Here is a 16153-nt window from a genome sequence, read left to right as displayed (position 1 = left end):
ATTATTTGACCTGCCCGCCGCTGTTGGCAGCTGGGCTGAGGCGACGAAGGGGGTTGTAGGCGGGGCTGGTCTCGTTGTTGAAGCCGGTGGGGTTCAGGAACTCGACCATGTGAAGACGCAGCGGCTGCACGATGTGGCCGATCAATGTCAGGGCCAGCACGAAAAAGTGCAGCACAGCGCCCAGAATGATGCCCAGCAGGATACCGATGAAGCCGATACGCTCGTACATGCTCCAGCCGACATCGGTGCAGAGTTTGGCGAGAATCGCCGACACCAGACCGACGGCGAAGATACGGGAGTAGCTCATGACAGCCCCGCCCTGCGAAAGCAGTTCGATAGGCAGCATGGGGAACTGCTTGATGACGCGCAGGTAGCCGATGATGAAGGCCGCGAAGCCCAGGTACATCAGCAGGACGCGGGGATCAGCAAAGTTGCCGAAAGCTCCGAAGTCCTTTCCGGCGCGGGTGGCGAAGGCCATCATGACCAGGCCGAACACGCCGCCGAACAGCGCGATGCCTTCCCAGGTGTGGGCGCTGTCACGGTGCTTGATGCCCTGCTGAATCCGGATAGCCCAGCCCCAGAGGACCTGAAGGATTCCGAACAGCAGCGCGAAGACCAGCGCAACATTGCTGAAGTAGCTGGTTTCCAGGCGTGGAAACACGATAGGAATCAGGCCGTAGTGCTTGCCGCCGTGATCCTCGTAGCGGATACCGGTCCAGCCCCACAGGTTATTGAGCAGATCCGGGTTGATGTAGAAGAAATGCATGTGCTCCAGCAGCGTGCCGAAGAACTCCCCGGTCAGGACGCCCCACAGGATGCTCCAGGCGGCCATCACATTGGTGACGAAGCCCAGGTCCTTGAGGGTTGCCGGCGGAACGTACGCGCCGAAGAAGCTCAGATCCCAGCCTTCGTTGCGCCGGGCCTTGCCCAGCAGCCACATGCCGAACAGCAGGAACAGCAGACCGTAGCCGATGTCGGCAATGATGATTCCGAAGAACAGCGGGAAAAACACCGCCACCACCCAGGTGGGGTCGAAAGACCCGTACTTGGGCAGGCTCATCAGGCCCATCACAGTCTGGAACGGCTTGACGTACCCGTTGTTCTTGAGCTGGACCGGCACGGCGTCGTCGTGATGCTCATCAACCGGGTGCAGCTCGTAGCTCACGGCGTCGCCGAACTTACCCAGCGCTGCCTGCAGGGCCGGCACCCGGTCCACCGGGACGTAGCCCTGCATAGCCAGGCTGTACTTCCCGCGCGCGCTTACGGCACGCACGTCGTGGACCGCAACGCGGTCTTTCAGGGCGTCACGCACGGCATACAGGACCGGGCCGTGGGTCTGCGCCAGACGGTCACGCCGGTCGTTCAACTGACGCTGACGGTCGGCGCCGGTGCGCGCGATCTGGTCCAGCTCGGCTGCAGCATCGGCCAGCGGAAGCTGATCGAAGCGGCCAGGCAGGCGCAACTCACCGAGGCGGACTCGGCTCAGCGCAGCGCGGGCGGCGTCGCGCTCGCCGCGCAGCGTGGCAATCACACCGACGCGGTTGGCACCCACGCTCTCCATAGCCATCTCGTAACGGTCGGCCAGGGCTTCGCGCAGGGCAGCGTCCAGCTCGCTGGCGTTATCGGCAGGAGACAGCAGAAATGGCACCAGCGCCACACGGCGGCTGCGGCTCAGGCCACCCACCATGCGAGCAAGCGCGCGCACGACGTCGCCGTAGGCGCGCTCGGTATCCAGGTCAGCCTGGAGTTCCTGACGTTCCCTGGCCAGCGTTGAGACCGGCCCGGCAGCGGCCTCCACCACCTCTGCCCACTCGCTTTGAGCAGGCAGGGAAGTGGGGGCAGGCCGGTAGGCACCCAGTTCGGCGATGGTGCTGTCCACGCGGGCAAGCAGGCGCTCGTCCTCGCGGCGGTGCTGGGCATCCTGCCCGGCGAGCGTGCCGGTGTTGAGCGGCCCGCCCGTGATGGGTTTGAGATGCAGCACCCCGGCGTCTTGCAGGGCCGCAATGACCGACTCGCTGTCGCGCTTGCGCGTGGCGATCACGACCTGCTGCATCGGGTTGATCACGGCAGCACCGCCCTCAGGATGTGCTCGGCAGCCTGCTGAATGCGCGCCGAAGCACGTTCACGGGTCATGCGCGCTTCGCTTTCCGCCTTGGCACGGGCCTCCTCGCGGATGCGCGCGGTCTCGGCGGCGAGTTGCTGGTCATGCTCGGCTTGCAGGGCCTGCGCGCGCGCTTCCGCATCGCGGAGGATGCGGGCCGCTTCAGCTTCTGCCGCTTCGACTTCCCGCCTGGCTTCCTCACGGGCGGCTTCGATCTGCGCGTCCAGCGCGGCCTCACGGCTGGCCAGCTCACTCAAGACTCGACTTGAAACGTCCAAATCCCTCCTCCTTTCCCTTCGTGACACGCGCCCATGATTCCGTCCGAAAATCCCCATCCGGAGATGAGGCGTCAGGAAACTGAAGCGTGCTTATGGCCCGACCCTTATTACAATTGCGTCAGACTCGCCCAGCATCCTAACACAGCGTTAATTGGCTTCTGGCGGGCCAAGCGTCCCGGAAAGCGGCCGGGGAAATGCCATGGCGGCGTCACCCGGCAAGAGACGTTTCAACGGAGAAAAGCCTGGGTGGGCCCGGCACAGACAGCTAAAAAACCTGCTCCCGGGGATGCGGACGGGAGCAGGGACGTGGAAGGTCAGGAAAGTAGGGACGGGCCGTCAGTCACCGCCGAGGAAGATGGGAGCGCCCAGGCCAGTTTCGTTTTCGCTGTAACCCTGCTCGCGGTGGGCATGCAGGTCCATTCCGGTCAGCTCCTGAGTAGCGGGCACCCGCAGCGGAGTGAGGACACTGACCAGTTTTAACAGTGCCCAGCTTCCGAGACCGGCATACACCACACTGGCGACCACGCTGATCAGCTGGGTGAGCATCTGTTCAGGCAGCGCCTTGCCACTGCCGGTGGTCCAGGCCAGCGCGCCAGTCAGCAGCGCGCCCACGATGCCGGCGACTCCGTGGCAGGCGAAGACGTCCAGGCTGTCGTCGGCACCCAGACGATGCTTGAACTGCACAGTCCAGTAGCTGGCCGTGGCCCCCAGGGCCCCGATCAGCAGAGCCGCCCAGGGACTGACGAAGGCGCAGGCCGGGGTTATGGCCACCAGACCCACAACCACACCCGTCGCAGCGCCTACGGCCGTGGGCTTGCCGTTCCCTGCGCTTTCCCAGGCCAGCCAGGCCAGCATGGCAGCGGCCGGCGCAATGAGCGTGGTGATCAGGGCCAGGGCCGCAGTGTGTCCAGCGCTCAGGGCGCTCCCGGCGTTGAAGCCCATCCAGCCGAACCACAGCAGGCCTGCGCCGAGCAGCACCAGGGGCACGTTATGGGGAACATGGGCCGTGCGCGGATACCCGATGCGGGGTCCGATGACGAAGGCGGCCACCAGGGCGCTGACACCGGCGGAAATATGAATGACGGTGCCCCCGGCAAAATCCAGGGCGCCGTCTTTGAACAGCCAGCCGTCAGCGCTCCAGACCCAGTGGGCCAGAGGGGAATAGATCAGCAGGGTCCACAGGGCACCGAACAGCAAGAAGGCGCCAAAGCGCATGCGCTCGACCACTGCGCCGCTGATCAGAGCCAGGGCAATGATGGCGAACATGGCCTGGAAAGCCGCGAAGACATAGGTCGGTATGGTGCCGGTCAACTGATCCTTCAGGCCTTCCAGACCCAGGTTGCCCAGCCCTCCTATCAGGGCATTGCCCCCTTCACCGAAAGCCAGAGAGTAACCGGCCAGCATCCAGAGCACCCCGACCACGCCTATAGACATCACGCTCATCATCATGGTGTTCAGTACGCTCTGGGAGCGGGTCAGGCCACCGTAGAAAAAGGCCAGACCAGGGGTCATCAGCAGCACCAGCGCCGCCGAGATCAGCATCCAGGCGGTGTCGCCGCTGCTGAGTTCAGGCGCTGAGTCCTGCGCCAGCGCGGCGCCGCCCAGCAAGGTGGCCAGAGAAAGCAGGTTCTTGATCATGATCAGTACTCCTCAAGAAAAACAGCTTCAGACGGGGACGAGTTTGGTCTCGGTCACCGGAGTCAGGGCGGCGTTGTTCTCCTCGCCGGTACGGATGCGCACGACACGCTCGAGGGGCTGCACGAAAATTTTGCCGTCGCCGACCTCACCGGTCCGGGCAGCCGAACAGATGGCCTGAATGGCAGCATCGACAAACGGTTCGCTGACGGCCATCCGGACCTCGACCTTGTCGCGGAATTCCACCATGACCCGGGTACCGCGGTAATGCTCGACCAGTTCCTGTTCTCCGCCGTGGCCGCTGACACGCGAGAGGGTCAGGCCACTGATGCCGGCCTGGAATAAGGCCTCTTTGACCTGCTGAACCCGTTCGGGCCTGATGATCGCCGTGATGAGTTTCATGGCGTCTCCTTTTTCGTGATCAATTTGCAGAAATCGCATCCCCGCATGCCCTTATCTTAGGAACACGCGTGTAGATTGTCAAAACTAACTTGATCATTTGGCTAGATTTCAGATGACAAAGTGCATAAATCCAGAGAATCACTCTGATTGGGAACAGCCGGCGTGCAAGTTGTCCAGCAAATCTGGCCCACCGTCTGAACTGCCTTTTCTGAAATGCCTTTTCTAAGAGCAAAAAGAAAGGAGAGGCGTTCAGGCCTCTCCTGTTTTGATCTCTGCTCTTCGTATCTGCTCTAGATCAGACGGCGCCCGCGTAATCGGCGCCAGAGCCGCGCGGCCAGAAACAGAATGGCCGCAAGCAACACCACCGCCAGAATCGGCATGAACACCGCCAGCAGGCTGACCCCCAGACTGAGGCCGTCCTCAGCGGAGCTGATCACCGGATTGGCCAGACCGCCAGTTGTCGCCGTGGCCACGGGGCGCACCACCGTGCGGGTGGCATGCACTCCTCCAGCCACGATGACCCCCAAAGCCAGACTCAGCGCTGGAGGAATGTCTGCGACTCCCGTCTGCGACGCGAAAAGAACCGCCCCGGCCGCCGTATTCACGACGCTGCCTACCAGGTGCAGCACATGGTCCACGCCGGGGATCTTGTCTCCAACAAAATCAAGCAGGCCGATGGCGCCGATCCCCAGCAGCACCCAGGTATTGGCCAGCAGGTCGTAGGGGGCCGCCAGATCCATGACGCCGAAGCGTGCCAGGAAGCCCACGACCAGCAGCGGGATGTAGGCATTGAGCCCAGCCGCGCCAGACAGGCCCAGGGAAGACAACAGACCAGACAGGATCTCCATGCCTGCACCATGCCTCCCGCGCTGGCGGAAGTGCCTAACGCGTTTCTTTATTCAGAGTAGCCGGCGCTCAGGCCAGATAGGCCAGCAGCAGGTCCACACCGGCCCTCACGTCCTGTTCGTGCACCGACTCCACGACGGTGTGAATGTAACGGGTCGGAATGCTGAGTGTCAGGGTGGGAACGCCTGCCCGGCTGCGCTGAATTGCCCCGCCGTCCGTGCCCCCCATCGACAGGACCTCCAGCTGGGACTTGATGCCGCGGCTTTCGGCCAGATCGTAGAACTCGTCCACCAGCCAGCGGGTGCTGATCATGCTGGAATCAAACACCTTGATGCCGATGCCGTCACCCAGACGTGTCACGGCGTCTTCCGGGCTGCCACCCACCCCGTCGATGGCCAGGGTCACGTCCAGACCGATGCCAATGGTGGGTTCCACACCGTAGGCAGCCGTGATGGCGCCACGCAGGCCGACCTCTTCCTGAACACTGAAGACGGCATACAGGTCGTGCTTGAGGGACTGGCCCTTCAGGTGACGCAGAACTTCGAGCAACATGAATACGCTGGCGCGGTCATCCATGGCCTTGCCGGTAATCAGCCGGCCGACCTGACGAGCACTCTGCTCCAGGGTGACCATGTCCCCGATCCGCACCTGACGGCGGGCTTCTTCACTGTCGAGTCCGAGGTCAATAAAAAATTCGCGGATTTCGGGAATCTTTTTGCGCTCCTCAGCGGAGGCCACATGCACCGGCTTGGTACCGGGCTGCAGAATGCCGCTGAGTTTGCCCCCGCGGGTGTGCACCGTGACGTTGCGGGCGAACAGGTTGCGGGCATCGAAGCCCCCCAGAGCCTGCACCCGCAGGAAGCCCTTGTCGTCCACGAAGCGCACCAGAAATCCGATCTCGTCCATGTGGGCCGAGATCATGACCCGCTGACGCGCTGCACCCTCCCCTGCTGCACCACGGAAGGCGATCACGTTGCCCAGTGCGTCTACCCGCACCTCGTCGGCCAGACCTTCAAGTTCTCCCAGAACGAAGTCCCGCACCGCATCTTCCTGCCCCGGAACGCCAGGCAGATCGGAAAGTTGCATCAGCACATCCAGCCGCAAATCAGTTGTAGACACGCGGGCAGGATACGCCGCTCCCATGGGGCTTCACCGCCCGGTGTCCTGTGCCTGGAGACGCGGGTTCAGACTTCCGGACGTTCCGCTGGTCCCGTTTCCTGAGGCCCGGACACGTCAGCCGGCTGGGGTGCAGGCACGGGCTCTGGCCTGGGGCGCAGGTCGGTGCTGTTAAAGGCCTGCTGCGCCTCGGCCAGACCAGCGGTGGCCCAGCGCTCTACGGCATCTGCACCCAGCCGCACGAGGTCTCCTAGGGTGCTTTGCTCCTCGTCGCGCCAGCGGCTGAGCACCCAGTCGGCCGGATCACGGCCTGCAGGAGGCCGCGAGATCCCCAGCTTCAGGCGCGCAAACGCTTCGGTGCCCAGCAGCCTGATGATGTCCCGCACGCCGTTCTGACCTCCGTGGCGTCCGCCCAGCCGGACCTTCATCAGACCGAAAGGACTGTCCAGATCATCCTGAACCACCAGCAGGGCCCCCGGATCCAGCTTGAAAAACGACAGACGCGGCACCACTGCCTTGCCGGAGGCGTTCATAAAGGTCTGGGGTTTGACCAGCAGCACTTTGACACCGGGGGCCGGTCCCAGGCGAATTTCCGCGACCTCGGCGTCCTTCTCCTTACGCCAGGTGGCTCCCCAGCGCCGGGCCACCTCGTTGACCACCAGCCAGCCGACGTTGTGACGAGTCTGCGCGTACTGCGTGCCAGGGTTCCCCAGACCAACAACGAGTTTCAAGGCCTCAGGCCTCCAGGGCGCCGAGAACCTCACGCCAGCGGGCCTCGGTCTCACGCACACGCAGGTCCCCCCGGGCCCGGACGTAGCCAGCCCGGAACTCGGCAAAGCGGGTGTCGGTATCGGCAAACAGCAGGCCCAGTGCTGCCTTGACGTCTTCCACGTTCTGACGGGTCAGGGACGTGTCCTTGGCATCAAGCACCTCGTCCAGGGTGGCCATCAGGCCCGAGAGCGGACGCAGCCACTGAAAGCCCGGGTGGTTCATGACCAGCGAGTACAGCTCAAAGGGACCTTTGACCGGTCCATGCAGGAATTCGTGCTCGCTCTTGGCAAAATCCATCAGTGCCGAGTGAAAGGCCCGCAGCGCTGGCACCAGCGCCGTGAGTCTGGCCCGCACCTGAGCATCGGAAGCATTCATGTGTCCAAGGTAGCAAGGGCAGCCAGATCCAGCCGGTCTTTTTCCCTTAATTCCACCCCCTGGTACGCCGAGACCGGGTCTTTCATGATCCGGTGCATGGCCGGGCTCAGGGTCCGGATCCGCATGCCCTCCAGTTCGGCCCACCACTTATCCAGAAACTGCCCAGGCCAGACCATCCGGGAGAGCTCACCGAGCATACGCGGCGGGTCTGGGGTCACCGGAACCAGATCCACCAGCAGGTCCCCACGCCGAAAAAACACGTTGCCTGCTTCCAGTGAACCGTGGCATGGTGGAAGCCGTCCCGTTCCAGGGCAGTCTGGGCCTGGACGCCCTGAGAGGCCAGAATCAGGAAGTCCAGATCATCATGTTCACGCACGTGATGCCCGCAGAGAAGTTCGATGGCGTTGCCGCCGATCAGCCAGCAGGTAACACCGGCCGCAGACAGTGTCCCGTACACCGCGAGGGTGCTTTCAAGCAACATGGGGCTCAGCCTAGAGGCCAGCCCCGTAGCAGGCAGAGGCCGGCGCTGCCCACCATGACAGCGCCGGCCTCTATTCCAGATAACTTCAGCGAGGCTGCACCGACAGGGGCCGGTCGATCTCCGCCAGAACAACCAGCCAGGTGTTCGTGGCTGCATGACGCTCTACTGCCGCGTGGGTGGCCTTGCGCAGCACCTGTGCGCAGGCCATAGGCTCGATGCCGTCCGCCTGACAGGCGCCGGCCAGGGCCTGGGGGGTCAGGGCACCTTCACCAGCGTAGGCGCGCATCCACTGGACCTTCACGAGAGAAGGCCCCACCTGTGCCCAGCGGTTGGCCGCCCAGCTGTGCAGCCAGCGCAGCTGACCAGCGCCAGTGCGCTCGTTGAGGCTGCCACTGACCGGCGTCACGGCCACCTGGTTCAGATACCCGTTTTCTGTCAGCACCATCCCTGTAGACGCGCGCAGGGCCCGCAGTGCCGCCTGACCTTCACCAGACAGGTTGGCCTCCGCGGTTCCAGTGGAGGCACTCGCGGTGGTCTGAGGCTGAACGGCTCCCGTTCCGCCGCAACTGGTCATCAGCGGCAGGGCAAAGCACAGGGCAGTCAGGGCCAGGCTCAGCGGACGGGAGAAGGCGGTGGTCATGACCACAGGGTAGTCGGAAAAACCACGTCCTGAACATGGTTTTTCAATTTTTTTGGATTCATGAACCTGTTGACCGGTCTTTGTAAGTTCTCTCCTGACAGAGCAGGAAACCACATTAAGACGCTTCTACATTAAGACGCTTCTGCACCTGAGCCTGAAGGCTTCCTTGCGGCGTATGCACCTGTTTGTTCTCCTACACGGCAGAAAGTGACGACGCTTCTGGCTCTGCTGGCCTCCTGAACTCATACATGCATCTTCATCTGAGAATCGGAAGGACAATCTCCCTCTGTCAGAAAACCCTGAATTGTCACAGCTGCCCAGGGGTGGGCTGCCGGGTTCATCTCTAAAAGGCCCTGGCCCTGTCTACACTCACCTGTCGGAGAACCGGACGGGTGGCAGAATTACAGGTTCCCCAGAAATCCATTCCTCGACTGTCTGCCGCAGCCTGCTACAGGGCCGTCAATTTCACTGAAATGCGGATGTGAGAGCCCGTAACCTCGAGTGTCCACGCTGTATGACAATGCCGAGGGCAATGCCTTTGTTGAAGCTGATTCCAGGCGCGAGGCTGAGCACACTGGACTCAGCAGCGGCGCTCGGAAAGCAGACCGGCGAGCAGGACGGGTCTCCGGGGCCCAATTGGCCACGGCGTATCTGCGATCTTCAGCCAGATACCGCATCGCTTTGCGCGCTCCACTCGTTGAGCCTGAAGATGAGCTTATACACTTTCCCGGCCCTTTTCTGAAATACAGCCCAAGGAACCGTACCGGGCAGGACTGCTGCTGGCCCCGAATGAGTTCAGACACGTGAACGACGCCGGCGCAGTGTTTTTTCGCTTTCCAGCATGCGCTTGAGCGCAGCCTCACTGCGGGTCAGGCCTTCCAGATGCTCGTCGGCTCGGCTGACACGAGGTTCGTAATCGTCAAGCACCTTGCCTTCCAGATACCGGTCGAAGATCACCGGACAGATGTAACTGCCCCGGGTCACGGCCGGGGTATTGCCCAGGTCAGCAGCCACATACTTCACGCAGTCCACCAGGGCCCGGCGGGCCTGCCGGTCGCTGTCGGCCACTCCGGTTTCGGCCAGATACTCAGCCGCCAGCAGGGTGCCGCCCCAGGTACGGAAATCCTTGGCGGTAAAGGGCCCGATGACCTCGCGCAGGTAGCCGTTCAGTTCACCGGCCCGGATTCGCCGGCGGGTTCCTTCCTCATTGACGGTCTGAAACAGCCAGGGACCAGGCAGCTCCAGGAGCCGGGAAATGTTGCTGGCCAACGTGCGGTCAGTGGTGGCCTTGTGCTGTGAGATGCCGTGTTTTCCACGGAAATGAAAGGTCACTGTATTGCCCTCGACCTGAACATGCCGCTGGCGCAGCGTGCTCAGACCATAGGTCTTGTGGCGCTGCGCGTACAGATCATTGCCTACCCGGAAGCGCGCCACATGCAGCAGCCGGGTCATCAGGCTCATGACCTTGCGGGGAGGCAGACCGCTGGCGCGCAGATCGGCGGTTGTGGCGACGCGCAGAACCGGGAGCGCTTCGGCAAAGCGGGTCAGGCGCTGCCACTTGCGCAGGGCACCGGCCTGCACGAAGTCCGGGTGGTAGCGGTACTGCAATCGGCCCGCGGCGTCCCGGCCAAACGCCTGCAACTCGGCGTCCGGATCAGGCGAAACATACACGTCGGTGTAAGCGGGCGGCACTGCCAGACGGGCAATGCGGGCCATTCCGTCCGGGTCGTCATACTCCGAGCCGTCCGGATAGAAGTAATGGAAGGCCTTGGGGTCGTGACCCTCACGGCGCAGGTATTCCTCGGCCAGCAGTTCGGTGCGGCTGGGCATCAGGCCGCCCCGGGCGCGACGGGTGTCAGAAATACCCTCAGAAAAACCATATGCCACCAGCCCTGAACATCATTCTTCGACCTGTGCGGGCAGCTGCCAGTCGATTGGTGCTTCTCCGGCTTCCTCCAGCGCGGCATTGACCCGGCTGAACGGCCGCGTACCCATGAAGCGCGTCACACTCAGCGGACTGGGGTGCGCCGATTCGATGATGACGTGGTGCGGCGCTGTAATCAGCCTGGCTTTCTTGCGGGCATACGCGCCCCACAACACGAAGACCACCCGCTGAGGCCGGTTATTGACGGCCCGGATCACGGCGTCGGTAAAACTCTCCCAGCCCTTACCGGCGTGGCTGTTCGCTTCGCCCGCCCGCACCGTCAGGACAGCATTAAGCAGCAGGACTCCCTGCTCGGCCCAGGCCTTCAGGTACCCGTGGCGCGGCGGAGTAAAGCCCGGGATGTCGCTCTGCAATTCCTTATAGATGTTTTTCAGACTGGGAGGAATGCGCACGCCGGGGCGCACGCTGAAGCTCAGACCATGCGCCTGACCGGGGCCGTGGTAGGGGTCCTGTCCCAGAATCATGACCTTCACGTTTTCCAGCGGCGTGTAACGCAGGGCATTGAAGACGTCCGCCGCCGGCGGATACACCGTGTGCGTCCGGCGTTCCTCGACCAGGAAGTCTTTCAGGGCATGAAAATACGGCGCGGCAAATTCTTCAGCCAGTGCTTCCTTCCAGGACGCCGGCAGCCCGGCAGGCATGATCGCGTGCGGTGCCTTCGCGCCCGTGGGCGTGCCGAACAGGTCCGGTTGGTCACTCATGATGAAGTGTAGTTTCCTCTGCCGCCGTGGTCGACCACACGCCTCCTCAAGAAATGCTCAAGCGTCTGCAGCAGAGGCAACCAGCAAACAGGGCGTTGCTGAGCTTTCCCGTCCAGTCTGCATACACCTCGGGGCACCGACTGGCGAACAACAAAAGAACAGGTGCGCACCCTGCGGCGCGCACCCGACCAGCCTGAAGACTTCAGGAAAAGTCAGAGAGGGTCAGTGACGTCTTGCCCAGCGTGAACTGAACGGTGCAGCCCGCAAGTCCATCCTGATCCGCGACGATATGTGCGGTGGCGCTGGCGTTGTTCTGCCCACCACTGGTCAGGATGTTGATGGCCTTGGACGTCGTGGCGGCGTTCGCACTGACTGTCACGGTGTGGTCACTGATGCTGTACGTCGCTGACGTGGCCGTACCGCCGGTCTTTGTGAGGGTGACGGTCAGTTTTGGTTCCACGCTGAGCGTGGCGTTGCCGCTTGCGTCACTGATGGCGGCGTCGAAGCGCTGCACCGTCAGCTGAAATGCGGCGGGAAAGCTGCAGCTGCCCTGAACGACGGCCCGGGTAAACTGCGCCTGCAGCTTCATGGCGTACGGCCGGACACCGAAGGGAACATTTTCCGGGTACTGCAGGTCCGCGAAGGGCGTGGGCGGTGCAGTCTTACTGGTGTCGTAGGCGATGGTCCCTTTGACAGCTGCCGGCTGCAGGGTGCTGGAGCTGCTGAGCTGCGCGCCGTCCAGGTTGGCCGGGTTGTTGAACGTCTGAGGAGGAATCAGCTTGCCAACCACCTGACCGCAACCAGTGGCCAGCGGAACAGTCAGAAGCAGGGCAATATGAAGGAATTTGGTCATCACGGTCTCCTTAAAGCCTCCCAGGCAGAGCCAGCAGGAAGCAGAAATGTGCAGGTTGAGTGTCTGGTAAAGCGCAGCGATCACATGTCCTCAGACAGGGCCATAGTTGTGTGGAACGAATACACGAAGCATGACGCAGACGGAGGCGAGAAGCTATGAGGTTTCCCACGGGCCGTCATATTTGTGTAAGGTACATGAGAAAAGAAACAGGTCGGGTGCTTTCCCACGTCTTCTGACGGCTCTGGTCTCCTGACTGTCAGCGAGGAACAACGCCCCGCATCACCTGACCTGTAGAGCAACCTGAGCGCACCTCCCTCCATCACGCAAAGCCGGTGAGACCTGGAGGTCCCACCGGCTTTGCGCCACCACGTTGTCACCAACAGTCATGGTGCAGAAAGGTATTTTCAGAGCTCTTACTCCAGCAAGGATATGCCTACTGCCTCTGACATATCTGAGCAGCCCGTGAAGCGGCTCAGATACCCAGGCGCCCTGCCGCAGCCTTGGCCACAGGAGAACCATTGCCGCCGTCGAATGCATCGATTTCCTCGATAAAACGGTCAAACAGGTAGCGGCTGTCGTGTGGTCCGGGGGAAGCTTCGGGGTGATACTGCACGCTGAACACCGGGTAACGGCTGTGCGCCATGCCTTCCAGCGTGCCGTCGTTGAGATTGACATGCGTGGCGACGAAAGCGCCGTTCGGGATGGAATCGATGTCCACCGCGTAGCCGTGGTTCTGCGAGGTGATCTCCACATTGCCGGTCAACAGGTTCTTGACCGGCTGGTTGCCACCCCGGTGTCCGAACTTCATCTTGAAGGTACGGCCGCCCGCCGCCAGCCCCAGAATCTGGTGTCCCAGGCAGATGCCGAACGTCGGCAGCAGCCCCATCAGTTCCCAGGCAGTCTTGTGGGCGTATTCCAGCGGAGCGGGGTCACCAGGACCGTTGGACAGGAACAGGCCGTGCGGCTGCAGCGCCATGATCTGCGCCGGGGTGGTGTGCGCCGGAACCACGATAGGTTCGATGCCAACTTCCGCCAGACGCTCAATGATGGTGTGCTTGATCCCGAAATCCATCAGCACGACGCGTTTGCCCTGCCGCAGTGTGGGGAACGCGTAGGGCAGCGCGGTGGTGACCTCGCGGGTCATGTCATGCCCGTCGATGTCCTGATGACCCAGCGCACGCTGCACGTACACCTGCTCCTCGGCCGGGGTGAACTCGCCGTACGGATCTTCCGGGTGAGTGTAACTGCGGTGAGCAATCACGCCTTTGACGACCCCGCCGGTACGCAGGCGCCTGACCAGCGCACGCGTGTCGATCCCCTGGATGCTGACCACGCCGTACTGCTGCATGAAGCTTTCCAGCGACTGCTGAGCGCGGTAGTTGCTGTACTCCCCTGAGAACTCACGGGAGATAAAGCCGCGCACATACGGCTTGTTGCTCTCCATGTCATAGATCGCCACGCCGTAGTTGCCGACATGCGGGTAGGTGATGGTTACGATCTGCCCGTTGTAACTGGGATCGGTCATGATCTCCTGGTAGCCGGTCATGGAGGTGTTGAACACCACTTCGCCCACCGTTTCTCCACGGTGCCCGAAGGCATAACCGCGGTAGACCGTGCCGTCTTCCAGAGCCAGAATTGCTCGTTCTTTTCTGATCATGTTCCTGTCCTCCATTCGCGCCTCACAGGACGCGTTTCATGGCTTGCCGATTACGCGGGCCGACCAAGACCTTACCAGTCGTACCGCACGTTCGTCTTGCCGATGATGACATTCCCCTGCACGCTGCTCTGTGAGGTCATGCCGTTAAAGCGGTTAATAAGGCCAGCGCCGGTTTCGGCCATGGGGCCAAAAATGTCGTCCAGCTCCTCATCCCGGAGGTCTTCGGGCAGGGCGCTGAGCAGGTCTTCGCTGTTCAGGTCCGCCAGGTCAGGCTGGTAGGTCCAGCCGCCCGCGTTCTTGAGGTTCAGCCCCTCGCCACGGAAGGCCTCGCTGCTGGCCAGGGTGGTTTCGGCTGGAGCCAGCGCAGCCCTGAGGGCCTCTTCCGTCCAGGCAGTAATCAGATACCCGTCGCGGAAGCCGTAGACCATTTTCAGGTCGCCGAGCAATGCGTCGAATTCCTTGGCCGCACCCATGCCGGCAGCTATCCCAGTCGCACCAACACGGCCCATTGAGCCGGGCAGGTCAGCGTTCTTCAGGCCAGTCAGGGTCTTGAAGATGGTCTTTCTGAGCCCGCTGACCGCGTCGTTGAGACTGCGGGCGTACTCCGGCAGGTGAGCCTGGGCAGCCGCCTGATCCTTCACGCGCTGGTACGTCACGACGTGCCGCAGACTGTCCACCGGATCCTGACTGTTCAGGCTGGCTTTCAGGCCCCCGGCCAGTGTGACCTGGGCGCACTCGTCTCCCAGGTACCGCCCCGAGCGCTCCAGATGGCTGGCCAGCTGGCTGTCCGTCAGGAAGCCGAACGGCTCGAACAGATCCAGCCGGGTCAGCCAGCGGCCCAGGTACGCGCCGCTTTCGGGGTGGCAGGCTCTGGCCTGTACGGCTTCCACGTCGGCTGGCAAAATCTCCTGCACCGTAAAATCCGTCGTGTGGGACAGCATGCGTGATAGCGGCTGATCTTTGCCCTGGGGGTTGACGACATGGGCACTCGTGGTGGTCAGCCCGCTTGCGGTGGTGCGCAGTCCACCCGCGTACTGGCCCAGGGTGTCCAGGCCATCGACCAGCGGCGAGAGCAGGCGCGGCACTCCCATACGGGCAAATTCGCCGCGCACGACCTTGGCCACTGCAGAGAGGTTGGCATACAGGCTGATTTCCTGCGCGCCTATGGCCCGGGTGGGAGTGGCGTAGGTGCTGGCCGCGTTCAGGCGAGGACCTGCCTTGCCGCTCAGCCGCCCCAGGTAGCTCATCAACAGGGCCTTGTTGCTGGAAGCATAGATCAGGCCTCCACTCTGGCCGATGAACATGTCATCCGAGCGGCCGAAGGTGTAGTTGCCCACGCGCGCACCCTTCCCCTGCGGCACCAGCTCTGCGGCCATGTCCCGTGACAGGGCCCCTACTCGTGCCACTGCCAGGACCTCGGGGCTGAAGCGGCCCCCAGAGCGGCCCACTGTGAAGACACCCACGAGTCCCTCACGTCCCACCGAGTCCTTCAGCATGGCGCCAATGCCCTCAACCATCTCTGAGGGAACCTCCTCGTCCATGCCGGAATCTTCCAGTACTCCTGCAATAAGACCACTCAGGCGGTCCAGAGCTGATCCGGCGTTGCGGGTTTCCAGTGTGAGCAGCGCGCCCGCTGGCAGATGATCAGCCAGGGACGCCGCCTGGGCAGAGGTCAGGGTCAGAGCTGCGGTCAGAGTCAGGCCAATTGCAACTTTCATGACATTGATCTTAGGAGGCCAGGACGCCTGCCCGGACCGCAACTGCGCAAAGTCCGGCCTGGTGGCCGCGAAACCTTTCCCAAGACCGGGCGGTGTCACTCCAGAGCCTTGAACATGGCGATCTCGTTACAGTTCTCAAAGAAAGCGCAGCGCTGGCACTCGCTCCAGACCTTGGGATGCAGGTTCGTCTTGTCGATGCGGTGGAAACCGCACTTCTCGAAGAACACCTGCTGATAGGTCCAGGCAAACAGTGCCGGCAGCGCAATCTCACGTGCCTCCCGCTCGCACGCGGCCACCAGCTCGCGTCCCAGCCCCCGGCCCTGCATAGCAGGATGAATGGCCAGGCCACGCACCTCGGCCAGATCCGGAGCCAGCATGTGCAGGCCACACACCCCAACCAGACCGCCGGGCTGACCTTCATGCGGCTCGGCCAGCACGAGGTGAAAGTCCCGGATGGTCTCGGCCAGCAGCCCCCGGGCACGCACCAGCATCAGCCCGCGCGCCGCCCAGTAGCCGATCAGCTCATGAATGGCGTCAATATCCGAAAGCCGCGCCTTGCGCATACTCAGCGGCGCCTGCGGATGAACGTCAGGAATGGCAATCGAATCCAGGGCCAGGAAGGTCATGCCGGACC

At 62.8% G+C, this 16153-nt stretch carries 17 protein-coding genes; all 17 read right to left on the bottom strand.

The features are described from left to right. Position 1 precedes the first annotated feature (1 nt). Positions 2-2065: a V-type ATP synthase subunit I gene (locus DEIDE_RS00515; RefSeq protein WP_012692017.1), complete on the bottom strand. Its 2064-nt coding sequence runs from the start codon at positions 2063-2065 to the stop codon at positions 2-4. After that, complete coding sequence (locus DEIDE_RS00510; RefSeq protein WP_041226961.1) at positions 2062-2379, bottom strand: V-type ATPase subunit subunit G family protein; 318 nt, start codon at positions 2377-2379, stop codon at positions 2062-2064. The genes DEIDE_RS00515 and DEIDE_RS00510 overlap by 4 nt, the downstream gene beginning before the upstream one ends. Before the next feature lie 336 nt (positions 2380-2715). Next, positions 2716-4017, bottom strand: a complete 1302-nt coding sequence (locus DEIDE_RS00505; RefSeq protein ID WP_012692015.1) for an ammonium transporter — start codon at positions 4015-4017, stop codon at positions 2716-2718. A 27-nt stretch (positions 4018-4044) separates the two neighbouring features. Further along, entirely contained in the window at positions 4045-4416 is a 372-nt protein-coding gene (locus DEIDE_RS00500; protein ID WP_041227302.1) for a P-II family nitrogen regulator, read from the bottom strand. A gap of 290 nt (positions 4417-4706) precedes the next feature. Beyond that, positions 4707-5264, bottom strand: coding sequence for a DUF4126 domain-containing protein (locus DEIDE_RS00495; RefSeq protein ID WP_012692013.1), 558 nt, complete (start codon positions 5262-5264; stop codon positions 4707-4709). 67 nt (positions 5265-5331) lie between these two features. Continuing rightward, entirely contained in the window at positions 5332-6381 is a 1050-nt protein-coding gene (locus tag DEIDE_RS00490; RefSeq protein ID WP_242402928.1) for a M42 family metallopeptidase, read from the bottom strand. 65 nt (positions 6382-6446) lie between these two features. Further along, complete coding sequence (gene pth / locus DEIDE_RS00485) at positions 6447-7109, bottom strand: aminoacyl-tRNA hydrolase (protein ID WP_012692011.1); 663 nt, start codon at positions 7107-7109, stop codon at positions 6447-6449. A gap of 4 nt (positions 7110-7113) precedes the next feature. Continuing rightward, positions 7114-7524: a hypothetical protein gene (locus tag DEIDE_RS00480; protein WP_012692010.1), complete on the bottom strand. Its 411-nt coding sequence runs from the start codon at positions 7522-7524 to the stop codon at positions 7114-7116. Next, positions 7521-7784, bottom strand: coding sequence for a hypothetical protein (locus DEIDE_RS00475; protein WP_206775261.1), 264 nt, complete (start codon positions 7782-7784; stop codon positions 7521-7523). Before DEIDE_RS00475 ends, DEIDE_RS00480 begins: the two co-directional genes overlap by 4 nt. Continuing rightward, positions 7739-8005, bottom strand: a complete 267-nt coding sequence (locus DEIDE_RS00470) for a nucleotidyltransferase domain-containing protein (protein ID WP_041226959.1) — start codon at positions 8003-8005, stop codon at positions 7739-7741. The genes DEIDE_RS00475 and DEIDE_RS00470 overlap by 46 nt, the downstream gene beginning before the upstream one ends. A gap of 85 nt (positions 8006-8090) precedes the next feature. Next, entirely contained in the window at positions 8091-8645 is a 555-nt protein-coding gene (locus DEIDE_RS00465) for a hypothetical protein (protein WP_012692008.1), read from the bottom strand. Positions 8646-9440: 795 nt separating this feature from the next. Beyond that, positions 9441-10475 carry a DNA topoisomerase IB gene (locus DEIDE_RS00460; RefSeq protein ID WP_012692007.1) on the bottom strand — a complete coding sequence of 345 codons (1035 nt, stop codon included), beginning with the start codon at positions 10473-10475 and terminating at the stop codon, positions 9441-9443. 69 nt (positions 10476-10544) lie between these two features. Continuing rightward, the gene (locus DEIDE_RS00455; protein WP_012692006.1) at positions 10545-11291 is read right to left on the bottom strand and encodes a uracil-DNA glycosylase; all 747 of its coding nucleotides are present in this window, start codon (positions 11289-11291) and stop codon (positions 10545-10547) included. 202 nt (positions 11292-11493) lie between these two features. Beyond that, positions 11494-12144, bottom strand: coding sequence for a hypothetical protein (locus DEIDE_RS00450; protein WP_012692005.1), 651 nt, complete (start codon positions 12142-12144; stop codon positions 11494-11496). A 472-nt stretch (positions 12145-12616) separates the two neighbouring features. Then, positions 12617-13801, bottom strand: coding sequence for a glutamine-hydrolyzing carbamoyl-phosphate synthase small subunit (gene carA / locus DEIDE_RS00445; RefSeq protein ID WP_041227300.1), 1185 nt, complete (start codon positions 13799-13801; stop codon positions 12617-12619). 71 nt (positions 13802-13872) lie between these two features. Further along, positions 13873-15519, bottom strand: a complete 1647-nt coding sequence (locus tag DEIDE_RS00440; protein ID WP_012692003.1) for a hypothetical protein — start codon at positions 15517-15519, stop codon at positions 13873-13875. Positions 15520-15614: 95 nt separating this feature from the next. Then, entirely contained in the window at positions 15615-16145 is a 531-nt protein-coding gene (locus DEIDE_RS00435) for an N-acetyltransferase (protein ID WP_012692002.1), read from the bottom strand. Between the last annotated feature and the right edge of the window lie 8 nt (positions 16146-16153).

This window comes from Deinococcus deserti VCD115 (assembly GCF_000020685.1).
Taxonomy (GTDB): Bacteria; Deinococcota; Deinococci; order Deinococcales; family Deinococcaceae; genus Deinococcus; species Deinococcus deserti.
The sequence above is the reverse complement of the archived record's forward strand: the minus strand, read 5'-3'. Positions and strand labels throughout refer to the sequence as shown.

What these genes read in the sequence shown, in the direction of transcription:
- DEIDE_RS00455 (WP_012692006.1), bottom strand. Translation starts at nt 11,291, where the DNA reads ATGAGTGACCAACCGGACCTGTTCGGCACGCCCACGGGCGCGAAGGCA.
- DEIDE_RS00470 (WP_041226959.1), bottom strand. Translation starts at nt 8,005, where the DNA reads ATGTTGCTTGAAAGCACCCTCGCGGTGTACGGGACACTGTCTGCGGCC.
- DEIDE_RS00480 (WP_012692010.1), bottom strand. Translation starts at nt 7,524, where the DNA reads ATGAATGCTTCCGATGCTCAGGTGCGGGCCAGACTCACGGCGCTGGTG.
- DEIDE_RS00500 (WP_041227302.1), bottom strand. Translation starts at nt 4,416, where the DNA reads ATGAAACTCATCACGGCGATCATCAGGCCCGAACGGGTTCAGCAGGTC.
- DEIDE_RS00505 (WP_012692015.1), bottom strand. Translation starts at nt 4,017, where the DNA reads ATGATCAAGAACCTGCTTTCTCTGGCCACCTTGCTGGGCGGCGCCGCG.
- DEIDE_RS00495 (WP_012692013.1), bottom strand. Translation starts at nt 5,264, where the DNA reads ATGGAGATCCTGTCTGGTCTGTTGTCTTCCCTGGGCCTGTCTGGCGCG.
- DEIDE_RS00460 (WP_012692007.1), bottom strand. Translation starts at nt 10,475, where the DNA reads ATGCCCAGCCGCACCGAACTGCTGGCCGAGGAATACCTGCGCCGTGAG.
- carA (WP_041227300.1), bottom strand. Translation starts at nt 13,801, where the DNA reads ATGATCAGAAAAGAACGAGCAATTCTGGCTCTGGAAGACGGCACGGTC.
- DEIDE_RS00465 (WP_012692008.1), bottom strand. Translation starts at nt 8,645, where the DNA reads ATGACCACCGCCTTCTCCCGTCCGCTGAGCCTGGCCCTGACTGCCCTG.
- DEIDE_RS00440 (WP_012692003.1), bottom strand. Translation starts at nt 15,519, where the DNA reads ATGAAAGTTGCAATTGGCCTGACTCTGACCGCAGCTCTGACCCTGACC.
- DEIDE_RS00450 (WP_012692005.1), bottom strand. Translation starts at nt 12,144, where the DNA reads ATGACCAAATTCCTTCATATTGCCCTGCTTCTGACTGTTCCGCTGGCC.
- DEIDE_RS00435 (WP_012692002.1), bottom strand. Translation starts at nt 16,145, where the DNA reads ATGACCTTCCTGGCCCTGGATTCGATTGCCATTCCTGACGTTCATCCG.